The following is a 16177-nucleotide window of genomic DNA, read 5'->3' as shown; positions in this document are numbered from 1 at the left end:
CGTCTTTGCGCGCCGCCAATGGCATGACCGCCTGCATACTGCGCTGGCCGTCCAGACCGCGCCATGTGCCCGAAGTCAGGGGCTGCCCTACCCCGTATCCCGGCCACCAGCCCCCGGCACACGACCGGGGCGGAAGCGGCGCATCCCCGCAGCATCTGCGGCGATCGGCCACGCATCGCGTACCGGCATGCGAAAATCGCGGCCTGCTCCTGCCGGCTCACCCCATGCTGCGCCTCACCGACCTCAAGCTCCCGCTGGACCACCCCGCGGAAGCCCTGCCCAACGCGATCCGCGCGAAGCTCGGCATCGCGCCCGCAGCACTGCGCAGCTTCACCGTGTTCCGCCGTGGCTACGACGCGCGCAAGCGCGGCGCCATCGCGCTGATCTACACGCTGGACGTGGAAGTAGCCGACGAGGCCGCGCTGCTGGCGCGCCACGCCGACGACCGCCACGTACAGCCCACGCCGGACACCAGCTACAAATTCGTGGCGCAGGCGCCGGCGAAGCTCGAGCACCGGCCGATCGTGATCGGCTTCGGCCCCTGCGGCATCTTCGCGGCGCTGATCCTGGCGCAATCGGGCTTCCGCCCCATCGTGCTGGAGCGCGGCAAGGCCGTGCGCGAGCGCACCAAGGACACCTGGGACCTGTGGCGCAAGCGCAACCTGCACCCGGACTCCAACGTACAGTTCGGCGAGGGCGGCGCGGGCACGTTTTCCGACGGCAAGCTGCACAGCCAGATCCGCGACACACAGCACCATGGCCGCAAGGTGCTGGCCGAGTTCGTGAAAGCCGGCGCGCCGGAGGAAATCCTCTACGTCAGCAAGCCGCACATCGGTACGTTCCGGCTGGTGACCATGGTGGAAAACCTGCGCGCGAGCATCGAGGCGCTCGGCGGCGAGATCCGTTTCGACCAGCGCGTGGACGACCTGCTGGTGGAAACCGATGCGCAAGGCGAGCGCCAGGTTCGCGGCGTGCGGCTTGCCGACGGCGGCGAGTTGCGCAGCGACCATGTGGTGCTGGCGCTGGGCCACAGCGCGCGCGACACCTTCGAGATGCTGCACGCACGCGGCGTCTACCTGGAGGCCAAGCCGTTCTCGATCGGCTTCCGCGTCGAGCACCCGCAATCGCTGATCGACCGGGCACGCTTCGGCCCGCAGGTCGGCCACCCCATCCTGGGCGCGGCGGACTACAAGCTGGTGCACCACGGCAAGGACGGCCGCTCGGTGTACAGCTTCTGCATGTGCCCCGGCGGCACCGTGGTGGCGGCCACGAGTGAGCCGGGCCGCGTGGTCACCAACGGCATGAGCCAGTATTCGCGCAACGAGCGCAACGCCAACGCGGCGCTGGTCTGCGACATCCGTCCCGCCGATTACGCGCCCTACGGCGAAGGCCCGCTGGCCGGCATCGCGCTGCAGCGGCATTGGGAAACCCATGCCTTCCACATGGGCGGCGGCGACTACAGCGCACCGGGCCAGCGCGTGGGCGACTTCCTCGCCGGCAGGGCTTCGCGCGCCGTCGGCGAGGTGCAGCCCTCGTACAAGCCGGGCGTGCATCTCACCGATCTTTCCACTGCGTTGCCCGATTACGCGGTGGCGGCGATTCGCGCTGCGATCCCCGCCTTCGACCGCCAGATCCGCGGCTACGCGCTGCCCGATGCCATGCTTACCGGCGTGGAAACGCGCACCTCGTCGCCGGTGCGCATCCGCCGCAACGACGACGACCTGCAGAGCCTCAACACGCACGGGCTGTACCCCGCCGGCGAGGGCGCGGGTTATGCGGGCGGGATTCTCTCTGCGGCGGTGGATGGGATACGCGTGGCGGAGGCGGTGGCGCTGTCGATCACCGGCGAACGGACGGAATCGCCGTAGGAGCGCACCCTGTGCGCGATGGCCTTTCGCCTTGATGGAAGCAAGAGCGTTCGCGCACAGGGTGCGCTCCTACGGACGCGTCACTGCCACTCGACGCGGCCGACCACCCGGCCCAGCGCGGCATCCATCTTCTTGCACAGCTTGGGCGTGCCGTTGACCAGCACCGGCTCGGCGGCGGGCTTCAGCATCGGCACATCCATCAGCGAATCGCTGTAAGCGAGCTGCCATGCACGCACGCCGTGCGCGGCCAATGCCTTGAGTTTGTTCGCGCCGATGTTGTGGAAGCCGGTGCGCATGCCTGCCCAGCTGGAACGCAGCCGCGAGGCCAGCAGCTCGATATCGCCTAGGCCCAGCTGTTCGAGGATGCCGCCGACCAGTGCCTGCTCGCAGCCGGTTACCACGATCACGCGGTCGCCCGCCTGCTGGTGGCGGCGCAGCTGGCGCAAGGCATCGCGGTTGAACAGGCGCGAGTGCTGCACCAGCTCGACGGCGAACGCGCGCGCCTGCGCCTGGTAGCGCTTTTCGCTGGTGCCGAACAAGGCGGCGTGCACCAAGGTGCGTGCCGCATGCCGGCGCGAGAACGGCAGTTGCAGCAGCAGCCATGGCAGGCAGGGCAACACCAGCAGCTTGCGCAGCCACGAGCGTGCGTAGCGGCTGCGCACGAAGAGGTAGAACGCATCGCCGTGCAGCAGCACGCCGTCGAAATCGAACAGCACCACGCGCGACGCTTGCACGTCGTCGCTCGCCACCGCGGGTGGCGCCATGTCCCCTGTATCCATCTGCATTACTTCGTGCCGAACAGTCGCTTCAGTTCGCTGCCGGGATCCTCGGCGCGCATGAACGCCTCGCCGACCAGGAAGGCATGGATGCCGCCCTCGCGCAGCCGCGCCACGTCCTCGGGCGTGCGGATGCCGGATTCGGCGACCAGGATGCGGTCGTACTCCATCAGTTCCTGCAGCGCCAGCGAGGTATCCAGCGAGGTCTCGAAGTTGCGCAGGTTGCGATTGTTGACGCCGATCAGCGGCACCGGCAGCGCCAGCGCGCGCTCCAGCTCTTCCTCGTCGTGCACTTCGCACAGCACGTCGAGATCCAGCTCGGCCGCCTGCAGCGAGAGCTGCAGCAGCACGTCGTCGTCCAGCGCGGCCACGATCAGCAGCACGCAGTCGGCGCCGATCGCGCGCGCCTCGTGCACCTGGTAGGGGTCGATGATGAAGTCCTTGCGCAGCACCGGCAGCGCACAGGCAGCGCGCGCCTGCTGCAGGAAGGCCTCGCTACCCTGGAAGAAATCGCTATCGGTAAGCACCGACAAGCAGGCTGCGCCGCCCTTCGCGTAACTTTTCGCGATGGCCGCCGGGTCGAAGTCGGGCCGGATCACGCCCTTGCTGGGGCTGGCCTTCTTGACCTCGGCGATCACCGCCGGCTGGCCGGCGTTGATCTTCGCCTCGATCGCCGCGGCAAAACCGCGCGTCTCCGGCAGGTCGGGGATGCGGGCAGCCAGTTCGGCCAAGGGCAGCCGCGCTTGGCGTTCGGCTACTTCTTCGGCTTTGCGGGCGAGAATGCGATTGAGGATGTCGGTCATGGGCTTGGGGAAGTCGGGGCCGGGGCATCGTGGCGGCGCGAATGTCGTCGCGCCGTCAAGCCGATCATGCCTGAAGCCGCTGGGTCGCTGCCACGAATGCCTGCATTTTCGCACGGGCCGCGCCGCTGGCAATCGTGGCCTGCGCCAGCGCGATGCCCTCGGCGATCGAGGGGGCCACGTTGGCCGCGTACAGCGCGGCGCCTGCGTTGAGGCAGACGATGTCGTGCGGCACGCCGCGCTCGCCGGCCAGCGCCTGCTCCAGCATCGCCTTCGACTCGGCCACATCCGCCACGCGCAGGTTGCGGCTGGAGGCCATCGCGAGGCCGAAATCCTCCGGCTCGACCTCGTACTCGCGCACCACGCCGTCCTTCAGCTCGCCCACCAGGGTGGCCGCGCCCAGCGATATCTCATCCATGCCGTCGCGGCCCCACACCACCAGCGCGCGCCGTGCGCCGAGCTGCTGCAGCACGCGCACCTGGATGCCGACCAGGTCGGGATGGAACACGCCCATCAAGATGTTCGGCGCGCCGGCCGGGTTGGTCAGCGGCCCGAGAATGTTGAACAAGGTGCGCACACCCATTTCCTTGCGCACCGGCGCCACCACCTTCATCGCCGGATGATGGTTCGGCGCGAACATGAAGCCGATCCCGGTCTCGGCGAGGCATTCGGCCACCTGCGCGGGCTTGAGGTCGATGCGCGCGCCCAGCGCCTCCAGCACGTCGGCGCTGCCGGACTTCGACGACACGCTGCGCCCGCCGTGTTTGGCGATACGCGCGCCCGCCGCCGCCGCCACGAACATCGAGGCGGTGGAGATGTTGAAGCTGGACGCGCCGTCGCCGCCGGTGCCGACGATGTCGAGCAGATGCGCGTCGTCGCCCGCCACCGGCACCTTCTCCGCCAGCTCGCGCATCACCCGCGCCGCGCCGGTGATCTCGCCCACCGTCTCCTTCTTCACGCGCAGGCCGGTGATGATCGCCGCGGTCATCAGCGGGCTGACTTCGCCGCGCATGATCTGGCGCATCAGCGCGATCATCTCGTCGTGGAAGATTTCGCGGTGCTCGATCGTACGCTGCAAGGCCTCCTGCGGCGTGATGCTGATCTCGCGCCCGCTCATGCCGCCAGCTTCCGCCGCGGCAAGCCCAGGAAATTCGCCAGCATGTCGTGGCCGTGCTGGGTGAGGATGGACTCGGGGTGGAACTGCACGCCCTCGACCGGCAGGGTCTTGTGGCGCAGCCCCATGATCTCGTCGATCGAGCCGTCCGGGTTCTCCGTCCACGCGGTCACTTCCAGGCAATCCGGCAGCGAGCCCTGCTCCACCACCAGCGAGTGGTAGCGCGTGGCCTCGAACGGGTCGGGCAGCCCGGCGAATACGCCCTGGCCTCGATGGCGCACCGGCGAAGTCTTGCCATGCATGATCTGCTTGGCGCGGATCACCTTGCCGCCGAACGCCTGGCCGATGGCCTGGTGGCCCAGGCACACACCAAACACCGGGACCTCATCCGACAGTTCGCGCAACACGTCCAGCGACACGCCCGCGTCATCGGGCGTCCCGGGCCCGGGCGAGATCATGATGTGCGAAGGCTTCAGCGCACGGATGCCCGCCACGTCCAGCGCGTCGTTGCGCACCACCTTCACCTCCTGTCCCAGCTCGCCCAGGTACTGCACGAGGTTGAAGGTGAAGCTGTCGTAGTTGTCGATCATGAGCAGCATAATTAGCTTATCTCATTGAATTAATAATATATTTTCACCGCCGACCTTCATCAATACCCGCAACGGTACCCTCAATTTGCGGAGTCACCAAGTCGCCAAGCGACCCCGATTTATGTCCGCTTCTACGAACAAAGGGGTGGTCCGGACGTTGCAGAGTAGGTGCCTGCAGTGGGGGAGCCGTGGTGCGGCCGATGAATGACCAGACCAACGCACTGCCCATTGTACCGGGCTCCCTTGCCGCGCCGCAGCAGATATGTGCGGGCGACCTGCTAATAGAGGTATCGCCGGCGCCGAACAGGTGCGCGGCATCTGTCGATGGGCTTGAGGGAATAGCTGAAATGCCACACACAAGAAGGATCCTGGCCATGATCGAGCGCGCACAACTGGATTTGGACGCCCTCGATAGCCTTGCCGCGGGCTTGGAAGCCGGTTGAGGGAAGAAACGATCGATGCTGCCCACCTCTACAGCTGGTGCTGGGTGATGGGCACAGCCCTCCCTCGATCTCAGCCCATGAGGCAGGCGAGCGCGACAATGCAAGCACTACGTCTCTAAGGTAGGGGTCCATGGGCGAATCCATCCCGCTGCTGTTGAGTCCGTACGAAAAGCCGCGGACGCGGGTTTACGTGCTTGGGCGGAGTGAGGACATAGCGGCCCTTGGCGACCTCGACAACTTAGACCCGGCTATCGACTGCCGGGCCTGGCCGCACGATCACAGACTCCCCGACGACGCGTGGCATGTTGTGGTCCTTTGGAACCCGTCGCTAGCGCCCTTGCTGGCACTACCAAAGTACCCGCCAATATTGCTATCTCGGGAGCTCGAAGGCGTTCCGCGGAAGATCAAGGATGTCCCGACGGTTCGAGTCATCTTTCTAGGGAGCCGCCGGGAAGCATTGCTTCAGCTCCTCATGTGCACGGTTCTGTCCACGAGCTATCAGGGCCCGATTGGGGTTGACGAAGCAGATGTGAGAGTCATGCTTGAACCGGGCGGAACTGCCCGGCTCTTTGCGCACCAAGCTCCGACTCTACCCCGAGCCTCGAAAGGTCTCCGCCGTAAGACGCGTCGCGCTCTGGTCGCCATGGGGCCCACCGCGGCCTTCTGTCTCACGATTTGCGCACCGGTTCGACCCGGCTCTATGCGCGGCTTCGACAATGCAATGAAGGCGGTCTTTAAGCCTGCGGATTTTGGAGACTACCTTGTGGCGAGTTTCCTGGCATCGCCCCAGCAGCACGTGAAAATGTGGCTACTTGCCATAGATCGGGAGAACCCATGAGCCTGAAAGCCGCCCCGCACTTCTGGCCGGGAAAACTGCGCACCGCTTTTGTCTTCAGTGTGCCTGGCCGCCATGAAAAGACGTGCTCTCAACCCGTTGCTGGCGCCACAGGAAGGAACCTGGACGACGCCCTCACCATCTTGCACCGCAGACGGCCTGACCTCTTTGGGTCGAGCAAGAGGTACGACTACCGCATCACGAATGCCTACGACAAGCCGATCTGGCCAAAGCAAAACAACGGACGATCAGAAGCCACCGTAGGCGAGATAGAAGGTCGCAGTAATAGGGACCGCGTAGTCCGTGAATTGAAGGACTGCAACCTGATCGTCTGGTGTGGCAAGAAGGCCCAGCACGTGGAGCGCTTGGTGGCCGATCGACTGGCCAGCAAGATTCATATCGAGGTTCCGCATCTCAGCCCAATGGCGCTCTGGTCGCTCAAAGTGCCTCGTGGCAGCCCCAGTCTTGATGGCACGACGGTGTCTGAGGCTCGCATCGAGCTCTGGGTCACGCAGGTATTGGAGCAGTGCGATTGTCCGGCCCGATGAACTCAGGCGTGTATGGCGCCATCGAGAATGGGGGATCAACCCGACCGGAACCCGCATGGCGCACCACAGATACCCTTAAGGCTTGCGGATAGCTGTCGATAAAGGATCAAATATCTAGCAGCGCACCGCTTACGGCTTCCGGCACGCACGAGGCCCCTATGCCTTCCGTACCCCTAAGTTCCGGAAAGGAAGGGCTGCCTCTTCATTGGACGACATTCGAGGGGAACCATGGACAATTTCGAACAACAACCCTTTGCAGATGCGGAGTTCGCAGAGAATCCTGAGCAGCGGTGCCCCTGCGTACTCCTGCTGGACACGTCTGGCTCCATGCAAGGGCATGCGATCAACCAGCTCAACGACGCCCTCCAGTTCTTCAAGGAAGATCTGCACGCTGACGCGCTGGCGGCAAAACGCGTCGAATTGGCGGTAGTCACGTTTGGACCGGTCAATGTACGAGCCGACTTCACCACCGTGGATGGCTTCTATCCCGAGATGCTTGAAGCAACCGGCGCAACCCCCATGGGTGAAGCGATTGAGCGCGGCCTAGACATGCTGCGCGATCGCAAAGATCGCTACAAGGCGAACGGCATCAAGTATTACCGCCCCTGGATCTTTCTGATCACCGATGGCTCTCCAACCGATCAGTGGCAGGAAGCCCGCCGGCGCGTTCACGCTGGCGAAGATCGCAAGGAGTTCATGTTCTACGCGGTCGGTGTCGAAGGCGCCGACATGACTACGTTGAGCCAAATTGCCACCCGGCAGCCGCTGAAACTCAAGGGCCTAGCGTTCCGGGAACTATTTGCCTGGTTGTCCAGCTCTCTCAGTGCAGTCTCCCAGTCGAACCCGGGTGATGCTGTTCCCCTGACCAACCCCACGGCACCCGATGGCTGGGCCATTGCCGGGTAACGCCCGGTGGCGCTGGGCCGCCGCCTCGAAGATCGGCACATCGCACCTACGCCTGGGCACAAGAAAACAGGACGCCTTCCGGGTCTCGCGGCAGGGTAAGGACTCGCTGTGCGCCGTCGTTTCAGATGGCGCCGGCAGCGCTAGCCATGGGGGACAAGGGGCCTCTTTGGTATGCCGTTGGCTGACCGCGAACGCCAAGCAATGGCTGTTGACGCACGACCGCCTGCCCGATGACGAACAAGTTCTTTGCTGGGTTGACGATCTCCGGGACCGCCTCAGCGACATCGCTGCCAAACGCGACGTCACTCGGCGTCAGTTTGCGGCAACGCTGGTGATGTTGATCGCTCACCAAGGAGAACTGCTCGCCTTACAAGTGGGTGACAGTGCCCTGGTCGCCCGAAAGCACGGCGCATGGGAGGCTATTTGTTGGCCCGAAAATGGCGAGTTTGCCTCCACCACCTACTTCGTGACCGATGACCCGACAGTGCGCTTGCGCACTTATCGACTCCCACTCGAATACGACGCATTCGCGCTGTTCTCGGACGGACTGGACTCCGTGGCCCTCGAGCACCTCAGCCAACAACCCTACCCCCGGTTCCTTGACCCCATGATCAAGCCCGTGGACCTGGCTATGGGGCACGGCCGGCTTCGTGAGTTGTCGACGGCCCTTAGTCGTTACTTGGAAAGCCCTGGTTTGTGCGAACGCACGGACGACGACAAGACGTTGATCCTCATTTCGCGCCAGTGACCATGCAATCTGTACAAATTGGTGGGAAGACCACGCTTCTCGGGAAACGAATTGGTCGCGGCGGCGAAGGTGATGTCTATGCCTTTGCGACTGGAGGTGACCAGGCCATCAAGGTCTACAAGGACAACTTACGTCGATCGCGTGAGGGGAAAGTCCGTGCAATGGTCGAGAGTCGGCTAGCCGAGAAGACCAACCTTGTCGCTTTCCCGGTCAACGTGGCTACCGATTCGGCGGGCGCCTTCACCGGCTTCACGATGCGGCTGGTCGCTGGATACCGCGCCATCCACGAGCTCTACAGTCCCAAGTCCCGCAAGCTGCACTTCCCGACAGCTGACTATCGTTTTCTGGTCCGGGCAGCCCAGAACATCGCGCGAGCCGTCGCCACCGTGCACCAAGCCGGCTGCGTTATCGGAGATTTCAACCACTCCGGTGTGCTGGTTTCGAAAGACGCCACGGTCGCCCTCATTGACGCGGACAGCTTCCAGTTCAAATTGGGCGGCCAAGCCTATCCCTGCGTCGTGGGTACGGAGGACTTCACCCCGCCAGAGCTTCATGGCATCAACCTAAGCCAGATTGAGCGCACGGTCGCTCATGACAACTTCGGCCTGGCCGTCGCGATCTTTCAGCTGCTCTGCATGGGAAAGCATCCCTATGCAGGCCGCTACAGTGGCGCGGGCGACTTAAGTTTGGGCGAGGCCATTGCACGGCATCTCTTCGCCTACTCTGTCCTTCGCAAGGACACCACTCGCACGACGCCTCCGCCGGGGGCCATCAAGCTTGAAGATTTCCCACCGCAGCTGGCCGCAGCGTTTGAGGCGGCGTTCGGCCTCAACCCGCAGGCACGCCCCAGCCCCGCCACGTGGGTGACCTTGCTGGGTGAACTGGAAACGAACCTTCGTCAGTGTTCGAAAGTTCGAACCCATTACTTCCCCCACGCCGCGAAGGGCTGCATTTGGTGTCGGCTGACAGATCAGTCCGGCGTCGAGATGTTTCCTCAGGCACATACGTCTGGCCCGGTTCCATCCGGTGCACCGTTTGATCTCGCCAAGATCAGTGCAGCTATCCGCGCGACGCCGCTGCCGCGCCCTCTCGACGTCCTTCCAACATGGAGTGGCGACATCAGCGCCCCCAGCCCTGCCCTGGCAGAAGCCAAGCAGGGACAGGCAGGCCAACGAACATTTGGCGCCATCGCACTTGCGATCGCCTTGCTCGGGTTTATCGGCGCGAAGGGAGGCTTCCCTCTCTGGATCGGCCTCGCCATTTTTGGCGTCTATCGCCTCTTCTCCGCCAAAACGAATCCAGCGCCATTGCTGAAAGCCTTTAAGGAGGCAGACAGTCGCGTGCAATCGGCCTCACTGGCCTTCCTGCGGCGCATTGGCTACACAGAAATATTCGCCCTTCGCAGTGAGTTGGAATCGTGCGTTGTTGAGTATCAACGCGTGGAGGGAGAACTGACTAAGACGCTGGATCGCCTGCGCGCCACGCGAGAGGAAAGACAGCGCACCGCCTTCTTGGACGGATTCTTGATTCGCCGCGTCAAAATCCATGGCATTGGTCCGGCGAAGACGGCGACTTTGGCCTCGTTCGGCATCGAGAGCGCCGCCGACATCAATTATGCGGCAGTGCGCGCAGTGCCGGGTTTCGGCGAGGCACTGACAGGCAGCCTCCTCCAATGGCGTCGAGAACAGGAAGCCAAATTCCGCTACAACCCGAACCCCTCACCGGACGACACCCTCGCCGAGAACGACGCGCGCTCATCGTCCGCCAATCGCAAGCTCGGACTGCAAAAGAAGCTGCAGGCCGGCCTCGCCGCATTGCAGGCCGCGCCAGCTAATTTTGCAGCCAAGAAGGCGTCACCCGATCAAGCACTTTTGCACGCACTATTGGAGCGCGCCAGAGTCGAACGCGATTGCCAGACTTTGGGCATTGCGGTCCCACCGCATGGTTCGATCAACGTGAATGTGCCGCCGCCCGCGGCGCCAGCGCCGCAACCGCCTGCTCCCCCTCGCCCGTCCTACCGTCCAGCTCAGGCGCCACCAAAATCATCGGGGACACCTTCGTGCCCACGATGCGGTTCAACAATGATTCGGCGCAGGGCGCATAAGGGCGCCCATGCGGGCAACCAGTTCTGGGGATGCTCTCGTTTCCCGTCATGCAAGGGAACGCGTAACTAAGTATAGAAGGGCGGCCATCCATATCGACGTGAGCCGACCCACGTCGATCGGTCCGACACGCGGCTGATTCAAAATGCGCTGCGCGACGGCTTGATCCGCCACGTTACTTAGCCATCACTGCCCAGCCGCTCGATCCCTATAGGGTTTGCCACCAGCCGATTTTTTGCGGACAATGGCAGCCAAGGCCTTGTCCGCCTGAGCTTCGAGCGGCTCAATCAAGACTGTTTTCCGTTTCTCGCGTTTTCTCGATCTTCTTGCCAACGCCATGCGACATCGCCTGGGCGTGGGCCAAGTAATCGCTCGATGGTCCGCGCTGAAATCAGGAGACTCGTATGACAATCGGCATTTCCGACCTTGCCCATTCTGTTCGCAAGAACAGCGCGTCCATGGCTGCCCCAGTGCAACTTGGCCACGCCCAACAGCTCATTGTTGCTGCACTTGGCTATAAATCCCTTGCTGCCTACCAAGCTGCGCAGGTGGCGGGCCAGGAGCCTGAACATTTGAGCGACGTCCATCACGCCGTACTCGACCACGACATGCTCAATCAGCGTGCAAGTGAACTCGGCACCAACCCAGCGCCGAACCAGCTGCTTGAACTGATTGGCCGGGCCTTCCAGGAACGAGCTTCACACGCACGCACCCATAGCTCTTTCGATGTCTTTGAGAACTACCTGCGGGAACAGGTGGACAGGGTGGTCTTTGAAGACAACACCGTGAACAGCGAGATGGCCAACGCCAACTACGATGGTGTCGACGAGATCTATTTCGACTTCGAGGTCGAGCTGGAACAGGTCCCCGTGGGCAGTTCGCTGGACGTAGATCTAGACGGACACGTTCGTCTTCGCATCGACACCGAGCACCCCTATTCCGGCCACATCGTAAATGTGGAGGGCGCCCTGAGCGTGGAACGCATGGGCCGCCGGTGCTTTGGCTCCGTAGATTGCCAAGTCACAAAGGCAGCACTGGATATGGGTTGGGGGGATGATGATCACGATGGTGAGCCACCGGACATCAGCAAGTCCCAGGCCTACGCGAATCTCCTTGGCCTGGACGTGGACGAGGTTGGAGACCTCGTCGACGTTGAGGCGGAACCACAGGATGGGCATAGCGGAGAAATGATCTACAGCTACATCCTCGACTTCACAGAGTATGCGTCGCCCAAGGTAGCGAAGAAGATCCTCCGGCATCACGATTCGCTACGTATTGAAGTCGGCCCCGACTTCTTCGACAACGTGCGATACGACGGCTGGCCTCGCTAATGATCCATCGCGGCGCGTCCCAGCAACGGGACGCGCCGCGATGGACGCCTGTCCCCAGGACAGGGCCAGGAACCGGTCGGCCTGCCCCGATGGCACGCAGATCACGATGGAATAGCCGGTACTGGAGCGACGTCTTTCGCCTGAATCGGCTTGGTGCTCCTCAAAGGGTACCCTCGGGTGCGCCCACTCAATCTCGGACGCGCCAGCCAAGTTGAGGGCACGAATCCGCCAATGCCAGTTGTGGTCATGCCTGTCGCAGGGCAGCTCGACCCAAAACCCGCATGACAGGGCCTTTGTGCCCGGCCGGAGCCCCCCCACCTACACCAACCTGGTCCCCAATTTGTCTTGGGAATTGAGCGGCTTAGTCCCGACACTACTCGCCTGCCACTTTCTGGCTAAAATCGCTTAGCGGGACGTGGACCGTTCAGCTAGTGTTTTTGGGGGCAGCGCCCACTCTCAGTATGGCGACAAGTCCTGTTGCAAAGCAGCAGTAATGAAGGAGGCGCCAATGTCAAATAAGCATCTGCTTGCGCTCCTTAATTCGCACATTGAGGGCGACGAAGAGCAGTTCCTTTCTATCGTCCTCCAAGCTGCCGCCCAAGAAGCACGCCAGGGTCGACTAGACGAGGCAGAAAAGCTAAAGCGCTTAGTGCAAAGGGCGCGAGACCAACAGCGCACCGGAAGGCCGGCCGGTGGCCAAACCCCGATCCCGCTGGCTCGCCCGCGGGGTGAATTGCAGGGACTCATCGAGAGCGCGTACCCCAAAGTCACGCTCGCGAACATGGTGCTTTCTGATGACGTACTGGGCCGACTCGCCCGCGTCGTGAAGCAGCAGCAGCAGCGTGCAATGCTCCGGGACCACGGACAGACGCCTACTACCCATATGCTTCTGGTCGGCCCGCCGGGCACTGGCAAGACGATGACTGCCTCTGCACTTGCTGGCGAGTTGCACCTACCGTTGTTCACGGTTCGACTCGAATCTTTATTTAGCCGATTCTTGGGTGAAACCGCCGGAAAGCTTCGGTTGATCTTTGACCAGATAGGGCAGACGCGCGGCGTCTATCTTTTCGACGAGTTTGACGCGATTGGCGCGCGCCGCGGTGACCCGAATGATGTCGGCGAGATCCGACGCGTCCTTAACTCCGTGCTCGCATTCATGGAGGAGCCAAACAGCACGGACAGCCTCGTTCTCGCTGCCACGAATCACTCGGAGATCCTGGATGAGGCACTCGCGCGCCGCTTTGATGAGGTGATCGCGTACGAACTTCCAGGCAAAGCCGCTGCACTTGCGATCATTGAACGGCGATTGGGCAAGCTAAGGCTGAGTGAACGCTCCTTGTCCTCTATTGCACCGGCACTTGGCGGACTGAGCCAAGGAGAGCTTGTTCGCGCAGCTGACGCGGTGGTTAAGGACGCCATCCTCGAAGGATTGCCCAAGATCTCGGCCACAGCGCTCAAACACGCGCTTGAAAATCGCCAAATACTGAAGAATAGGTTCCGTCGTCACATAAGCACCTAAGAGACTTCGGGGTGAAGAGAACATGGTCGTTCGGAACTAGGCTGGCATGACGGAACCCGAGGATTATGGGGCGCGAGATCGCCGGCACATCTCCATCAACTCTTTTCGAGAGGGAGCTCAATATGCTTCCCCCCTGCGCGCACAGCAGCGGAGACCGCTCCGCAACGACTATGCAGCACACGCCGACGCCTTGCTTGATCAGCTCACCAGAGCGCTTGGAGCAGTCCCACCACATGCGAACGATCTTCGTCTACGCATTGACGGACTGAAACCCGGCACGATTGTCGAGCTTGCAACACTACCGCCAGCTCAAGGTTCACGCTCAAAGGCGACAAAAATCCCTGCGAACCTGGACTTTACGACCCAGCAGATCTCCGTGCTTCGCACCGCCCGTCGGGACGACCGTACGGAAAGCGCGGTCCTGTTTGTCCCCGACGATGCGCGCGAATTTCTCCGGCATCGCATCGCTGCCTACGGCGAAGATCCCGGAGAAAATCGTAGGGCCGACATAGAGCGATTTGAGATTATTGAAACGATCGCTGCTGCACCAGTCGCCTCTCTATTTATCGGCGACGTCGATCTCGACGATGCTGCAATTGCGTGGTGGGAGCTCTGGCTTCCGGGTGGCTCCGAACGCGCTACGCACATTGCAACACTCGCCCGGGAAGCCGAGCTGGATGCTCACCCCGACCGACTCACCTTTCCCGAGACTACCGTCCTCTTCATTCATGCCTCTGCGCAGCGAATAGCCGCATTTGCAGAGCGGCTGCCTGGCGCTGTGACGGAGATCCGTCGCTCAACGGGTAGCATTGAGCCCTTCCTTGATAATTCGGTAGATGGCGCAGAGCCGAGTGACTGGGTTGCAGAGCTCGCTCAGCGCGTCGTATCGCCGCCTCTCGATGCACCTGTTGTTTGCGCACTGGACACCGGCGTCGCTGGAGGTCATCCCCTCGTACTGCCGGGCCTCAGAGGAGCATGGGCCTACGACGCGGCGTGGGGAACCGACGATCATGCGCCCGATGGGGGCCACGGGACTGCCATTGCCGGGTTGACACTCTATGGTGATCTCGAGCCCCACATGAACAGCACGGGCCCCGTTGTCCTCAGCCACGGGGTGGAATCCATGAAGTTGCTTCCCCCTCATGGGTTCCCGCCCACGATGCCGCCGAGCTACGGGATAGTGACTCAGGGTGCCGTTGCACTCGTAGAGACGGAACAACCGGGTGCCAAACGATCCTTCTGTCTGGCAACGTCAACAACAGACTTCTCCCCTGCCCGGCCCTCAAGCTGGAGTGGCGCGCTAGATCAGATTGCAGCCGGGTCCATGCCTGGCGATGCGGCCGACGACGTTCCGGCTAGCCAATCACCGAAGAGACTCGTCTTGGTTTCGACGGGAAATGTCGCTGGCGGAATGTTAGACGACGTCACGCCGTCACAGCCAATCGAAGATCCATCACAAAGCTGGAATGCTTTAACCATTGGCGGCTTCACACGCAAGGAGCAGATTCCCACTCCGCCACCTGCATACAAGCCCGTCGTGCTGGCAAACCACCGAAGCCCCTTCAGTCGCGGCTCTCAATCATTGCCTGACGACTTGACTCCGATTAAACCGGAAGTCCTATTCGAGGCCGGCAATATGGTCTCAGACAACTCCGGATTCTGTGGCTGGAACCCTGCCGTATCGCTCCTTGCACCAGGCTCAGATGTTGCTAACGAGCCTCTCGTTCCGTTCTGGGCTACAAGCGCGGCCGCAGGTGTAGCGGGCAACTTCATCGGCCAACTACACGCAGCTCATCCCGATCTATGGCCAGAAACACTTCGGGCATTGACCGTTGACGCAGCCACATGGCCGATGCCTATTCGAAAACAGTTGATAGGTACGGGAGCCCATTGGAAAACTGGAACGAAGAGCCAGAAGCAGAAAGTCTTACGTGAAGTCGGATACGGCGTGCCCGATATCGAGCGAGCCATTTTGTCGGCTCGCAATGACATGAGCATGATCGCTCAAGCTGAGATTCAACCGTTCGCCATCGGTGCAGACGGTCGCGCTGCCGTGTTCAACGAGATGCACTTCTACGACTTGCCGTGGCCAAGGAGTGCCTTAGAACAACTTGAGAACCAGGTCGTCACCATGAAGGTGACGCTCTCTTACTTCGTCGAGCCAAACTTGACTGGGAAGGCGGCAACACGCCCAGACACCTATCGTTCTTTTGGCCTGCGATTCGCGATGAAGAAACGCAGCGAAACGGCCACCTCCTTTCGGGCCCGCGTCAATGCGGCCCAAGAGCGTGATGAATCCACGAACGAAAGCGAAGCTGATTTCTGGTTGCTCGGGTCCAAGGCCATACAGGCAGGATCACTTCATTGCGACCTTTGGCGCGGCCATGCCATCGATTTATCAGGTCACGACGCGATTGCGGTCTACCCCGTAGGAGGCTGGTGGAAGTCACACATCGGTCAACGACGCATGATAGATAAGGCACGCTACTCGCTCGTCATTTCCATTTCCGCCCAAGGCTTGGCGATCGACCTTCACACCGAAGTTGCCAGCCTTGTTCACGCCAAGGAGATCGAGATCGATCTCGGCTGATCTGAAG

General features: G+C 62.3%; 13 protein-coding genes. 9 read left to right on the top strand and 4 right to left on the bottom strand.

Annotation, left to right across the window (positions count from 1 at the left end; translation table 11 throughout):
* The first annotated feature begins 224 nt into the window (after window positions 1-224).
* Window positions 225-1868: an NAD(P)/FAD-dependent oxidoreductase gene (locus ISP14_RS03045; protein ID WP_404536193.1), complete on the top strand. Its 1644-nt coding sequence runs from the start codon at window positions 225-227 to the stop codon at window positions 1866-1868.
* A gap of 80 nt (window positions 1869-1948) precedes the next feature.
* Here ISP14_RS03045 and ISP14_RS03040 read toward each other — a convergent pair whose 3' ends face one another.
* From ISP14_RS03040 to ISP14_RS03025, 4 genes are all read right to left on the bottom strand, one after another.
* Window positions 1949-2632, bottom strand: coding sequence for an HAD family hydrolase (locus ISP14_RS03040; RefSeq protein WP_404536192.1), 684 nt, complete (start codon window positions 2630-2632; stop codon window positions 1949-1951).
* A gap of 20 nt (window positions 2633-2652) precedes the next feature.
* The gene (gene trpC / locus ISP14_RS03035; RefSeq protein ID WP_404536190.1) at window positions 2653-3447 is read right to left on the bottom strand and encodes an indole-3-glycerol phosphate synthase TrpC; all 795 of its coding nucleotides are present in this window, start codon (window positions 3445-3447) and stop codon (window positions 2653-2655) included.
* Between the two features lie 64 nt (window positions 3448-3511).
* Window positions 3512-4561 (bottom strand): anthranilate phosphoribosyltransferase, encoded by a 1050-nt coding sequence (trpD, locus tag ISP14_RS03030; RefSeq protein WP_404536189.1) that lies wholly within the window; start codon window positions 4559-4561, stop codon window positions 3512-3514.
* Complete coding sequence (locus tag ISP14_RS03025; RefSeq protein ID WP_404536188.1) at window positions 4558-5157, bottom strand: anthranilate synthase component II; 600 nt, start codon at window positions 5155-5157, stop codon at window positions 4558-4560. Before ISP14_RS03025 ends, trpD begins: the two co-directional genes overlap by 4 nt.
* A 191-nt stretch (window positions 5158-5348) precedes the next feature.
* Between ISP14_RS03025 and ISP14_RS03020 the strand changes: the two genes are divergently transcribed.
* From ISP14_RS03020 to ISP14_RS02985, 8 genes are all read left to right on the top strand, one after another.
* Complete coding sequence (locus ISP14_RS03020) at window positions 5349-5591, top strand: hypothetical protein (RefSeq protein WP_404536187.1); 243 nt, start codon at window positions 5349-5351, stop codon at window positions 5589-5591.
* A gap of 834 nt (window positions 5592-6425) precedes the next feature.
* The gene (locus ISP14_RS03015; protein ID WP_404536186.1) at window positions 6426-6974 is read left to right on the top strand and encodes a hypothetical protein; all 549 of its coding nucleotides are present in this window, start codon (window positions 6426-6428) and stop codon (window positions 6972-6974) included.
* 228 nt (window positions 6975-7202) lie between these two features.
* Window positions 7203-7880, top strand: a complete 678-nt coding sequence (locus ISP14_RS03010) for a vWA domain-containing protein (RefSeq protein WP_404536184.1) — start codon at window positions 7203-7205, stop codon at window positions 7878-7880.
* Window positions 7858-8628, top strand: coding sequence for a PP2C family serine/threonine-protein phosphatase (locus ISP14_RS03005; protein ID WP_404536182.1), 771 nt, complete (start codon window positions 7858-7860; stop codon window positions 8626-8628). The genes ISP14_RS03010 and ISP14_RS03005 overlap by 23 nt, the downstream gene beginning before the upstream one ends.
* Before the next feature lie 2 nt (window positions 8629-8630).
* A complete protein-coding gene (locus ISP14_RS03000; protein ID WP_404536180.1) occupies window positions 8631-10802 on the top strand; it encodes a helix-hairpin-helix domain-containing protein in 2172 nt (723 codons plus the stop codon).
* Window positions 10803-11134: 332 nt separating this feature from the next.
* On the top strand, window positions 11135-12061 hold the full coding sequence (locus ISP14_RS02995; RefSeq protein ID WP_404536178.1) for a hypothetical protein: 927 nt from the start codon (window positions 11135-11137) through the stop codon (window positions 12059-12061).
* A 508-nt stretch (window positions 12062-12569) separates the two neighbouring features.
* Entirely contained in the window at window positions 12570-13580 is a 1011-nt protein-coding gene (locus ISP14_RS02990; RefSeq protein ID WP_404536177.1) for an AAA family ATPase, read from the top strand.
* A 46-nt stretch (window positions 13581-13626) separates the two neighbouring features.
* Window positions 13627-16170: a S8 family peptidase gene (locus ISP14_RS02985; protein WP_404536176.1), complete on the top strand. Its 2544-nt coding sequence runs from the start codon at window positions 13627-13629 to the stop codon at window positions 16168-16170.
* The last annotated feature ends 7 nt before the right edge of the window (window positions 16171-16177 follow it).

Origin of the sequence: Dyella agri, from assembly GCF_044904705.1 — a bacterium.
Classification (GTDB): Bacteria; Pseudomonadota; Gammaproteobacteria; order Xanthomonadales; family Rhodanobacteraceae; genus Rhodanobacter_A; species Rhodanobacter_A agri.
Note: the sequence above shows the minus strand (reverse complement) of the source record. Positions and strands in the feature narration are given on the sequence as shown.

What these genes read in the sequence shown, in the direction of transcription:
- trpC (WP_404536190.1), bottom strand. Translation starts at nt 3,447, where the DNA reads ATGACCGACATCCTCAATCGCATTCTCGCCCGCAAAGCCGAAGAAGTA.
- ISP14_RS03005 (WP_404536182.1), top strand. Translation starts at nt 7,858, where the DNA reads ATGGCTGGGCCATTGCCGGGTAACGCCCGGTGGCGCTGGGCCGCCGCC.
- ISP14_RS03025 (WP_404536188.1), bottom strand. Translation starts at nt 5,157, where the DNA reads ATGCTGCTCATGATCGACAACTACGACAGCTTCACCTTCAACCTCGTG.
- ISP14_RS03045 (WP_404536193.1), top strand. Translation starts at nt 225, where the DNA reads ATGCTGCGCCTCACCGACCTCAAGCTCCCGCTGGACCACCCCGCGGAA.
- ISP14_RS03040 (WP_404536192.1), bottom strand. Translation starts at nt 2,632, where the DNA reads ATGGCGCCACCCGCGGTGGCGAGCGACGACGTGCAAGCGTCGCGCGTG.
- ISP14_RS03010 (WP_404536184.1), top strand. Translation starts at nt 7,203, where the DNA reads ATGGACAATTTCGAACAACAACCCTTTGCAGATGCGGAGTTCGCAGAG.
- trpD (WP_404536189.1), bottom strand. Translation starts at nt 4,561, where the DNA reads ATGAGCGGGCGCGAGATCAGCATCACGCCGCAGGAGGCCTTGCAGCGT.
- ISP14_RS02990 (WP_404536177.1), top strand. Translation starts at nt 12,570, where the DNA reads ATGTCAAATAAGCATCTGCTTGCGCTCCTTAATTCGCACATTGAGGGC.
- ISP14_RS02985 (WP_404536176.1), top strand. Translation starts at nt 13,627, where the DNA reads ATGACGGAACCCGAGGATTATGGGGCGCGAGATCGCCGGCACATCTCC.
- ISP14_RS02995 (WP_404536178.1), top strand. Translation starts at nt 11,135, where the DNA reads ATGACAATCGGCATTTCCGACCTTGCCCATTCTGTTCGCAAGAACAGC.
- ISP14_RS03015 (WP_404536186.1), top strand. Translation starts at nt 6,426, where the DNA reads ATGAGCCTGAAAGCCGCCCCGCACTTCTGGCCGGGAAAACTGCGCACC.
- ISP14_RS03000 (WP_404536180.1), top strand. Translation starts at nt 8,631, where the DNA reads ATGCAATCTGTACAAATTGGTGGGAAGACCACGCTTCTCGGGAAACGA.
- ISP14_RS03020 (WP_404536187.1), top strand. Translation starts at nt 5,349, where the DNA reads ATGAATGACCAGACCAACGCACTGCCCATTGTACCGGGCTCCCTTGCC.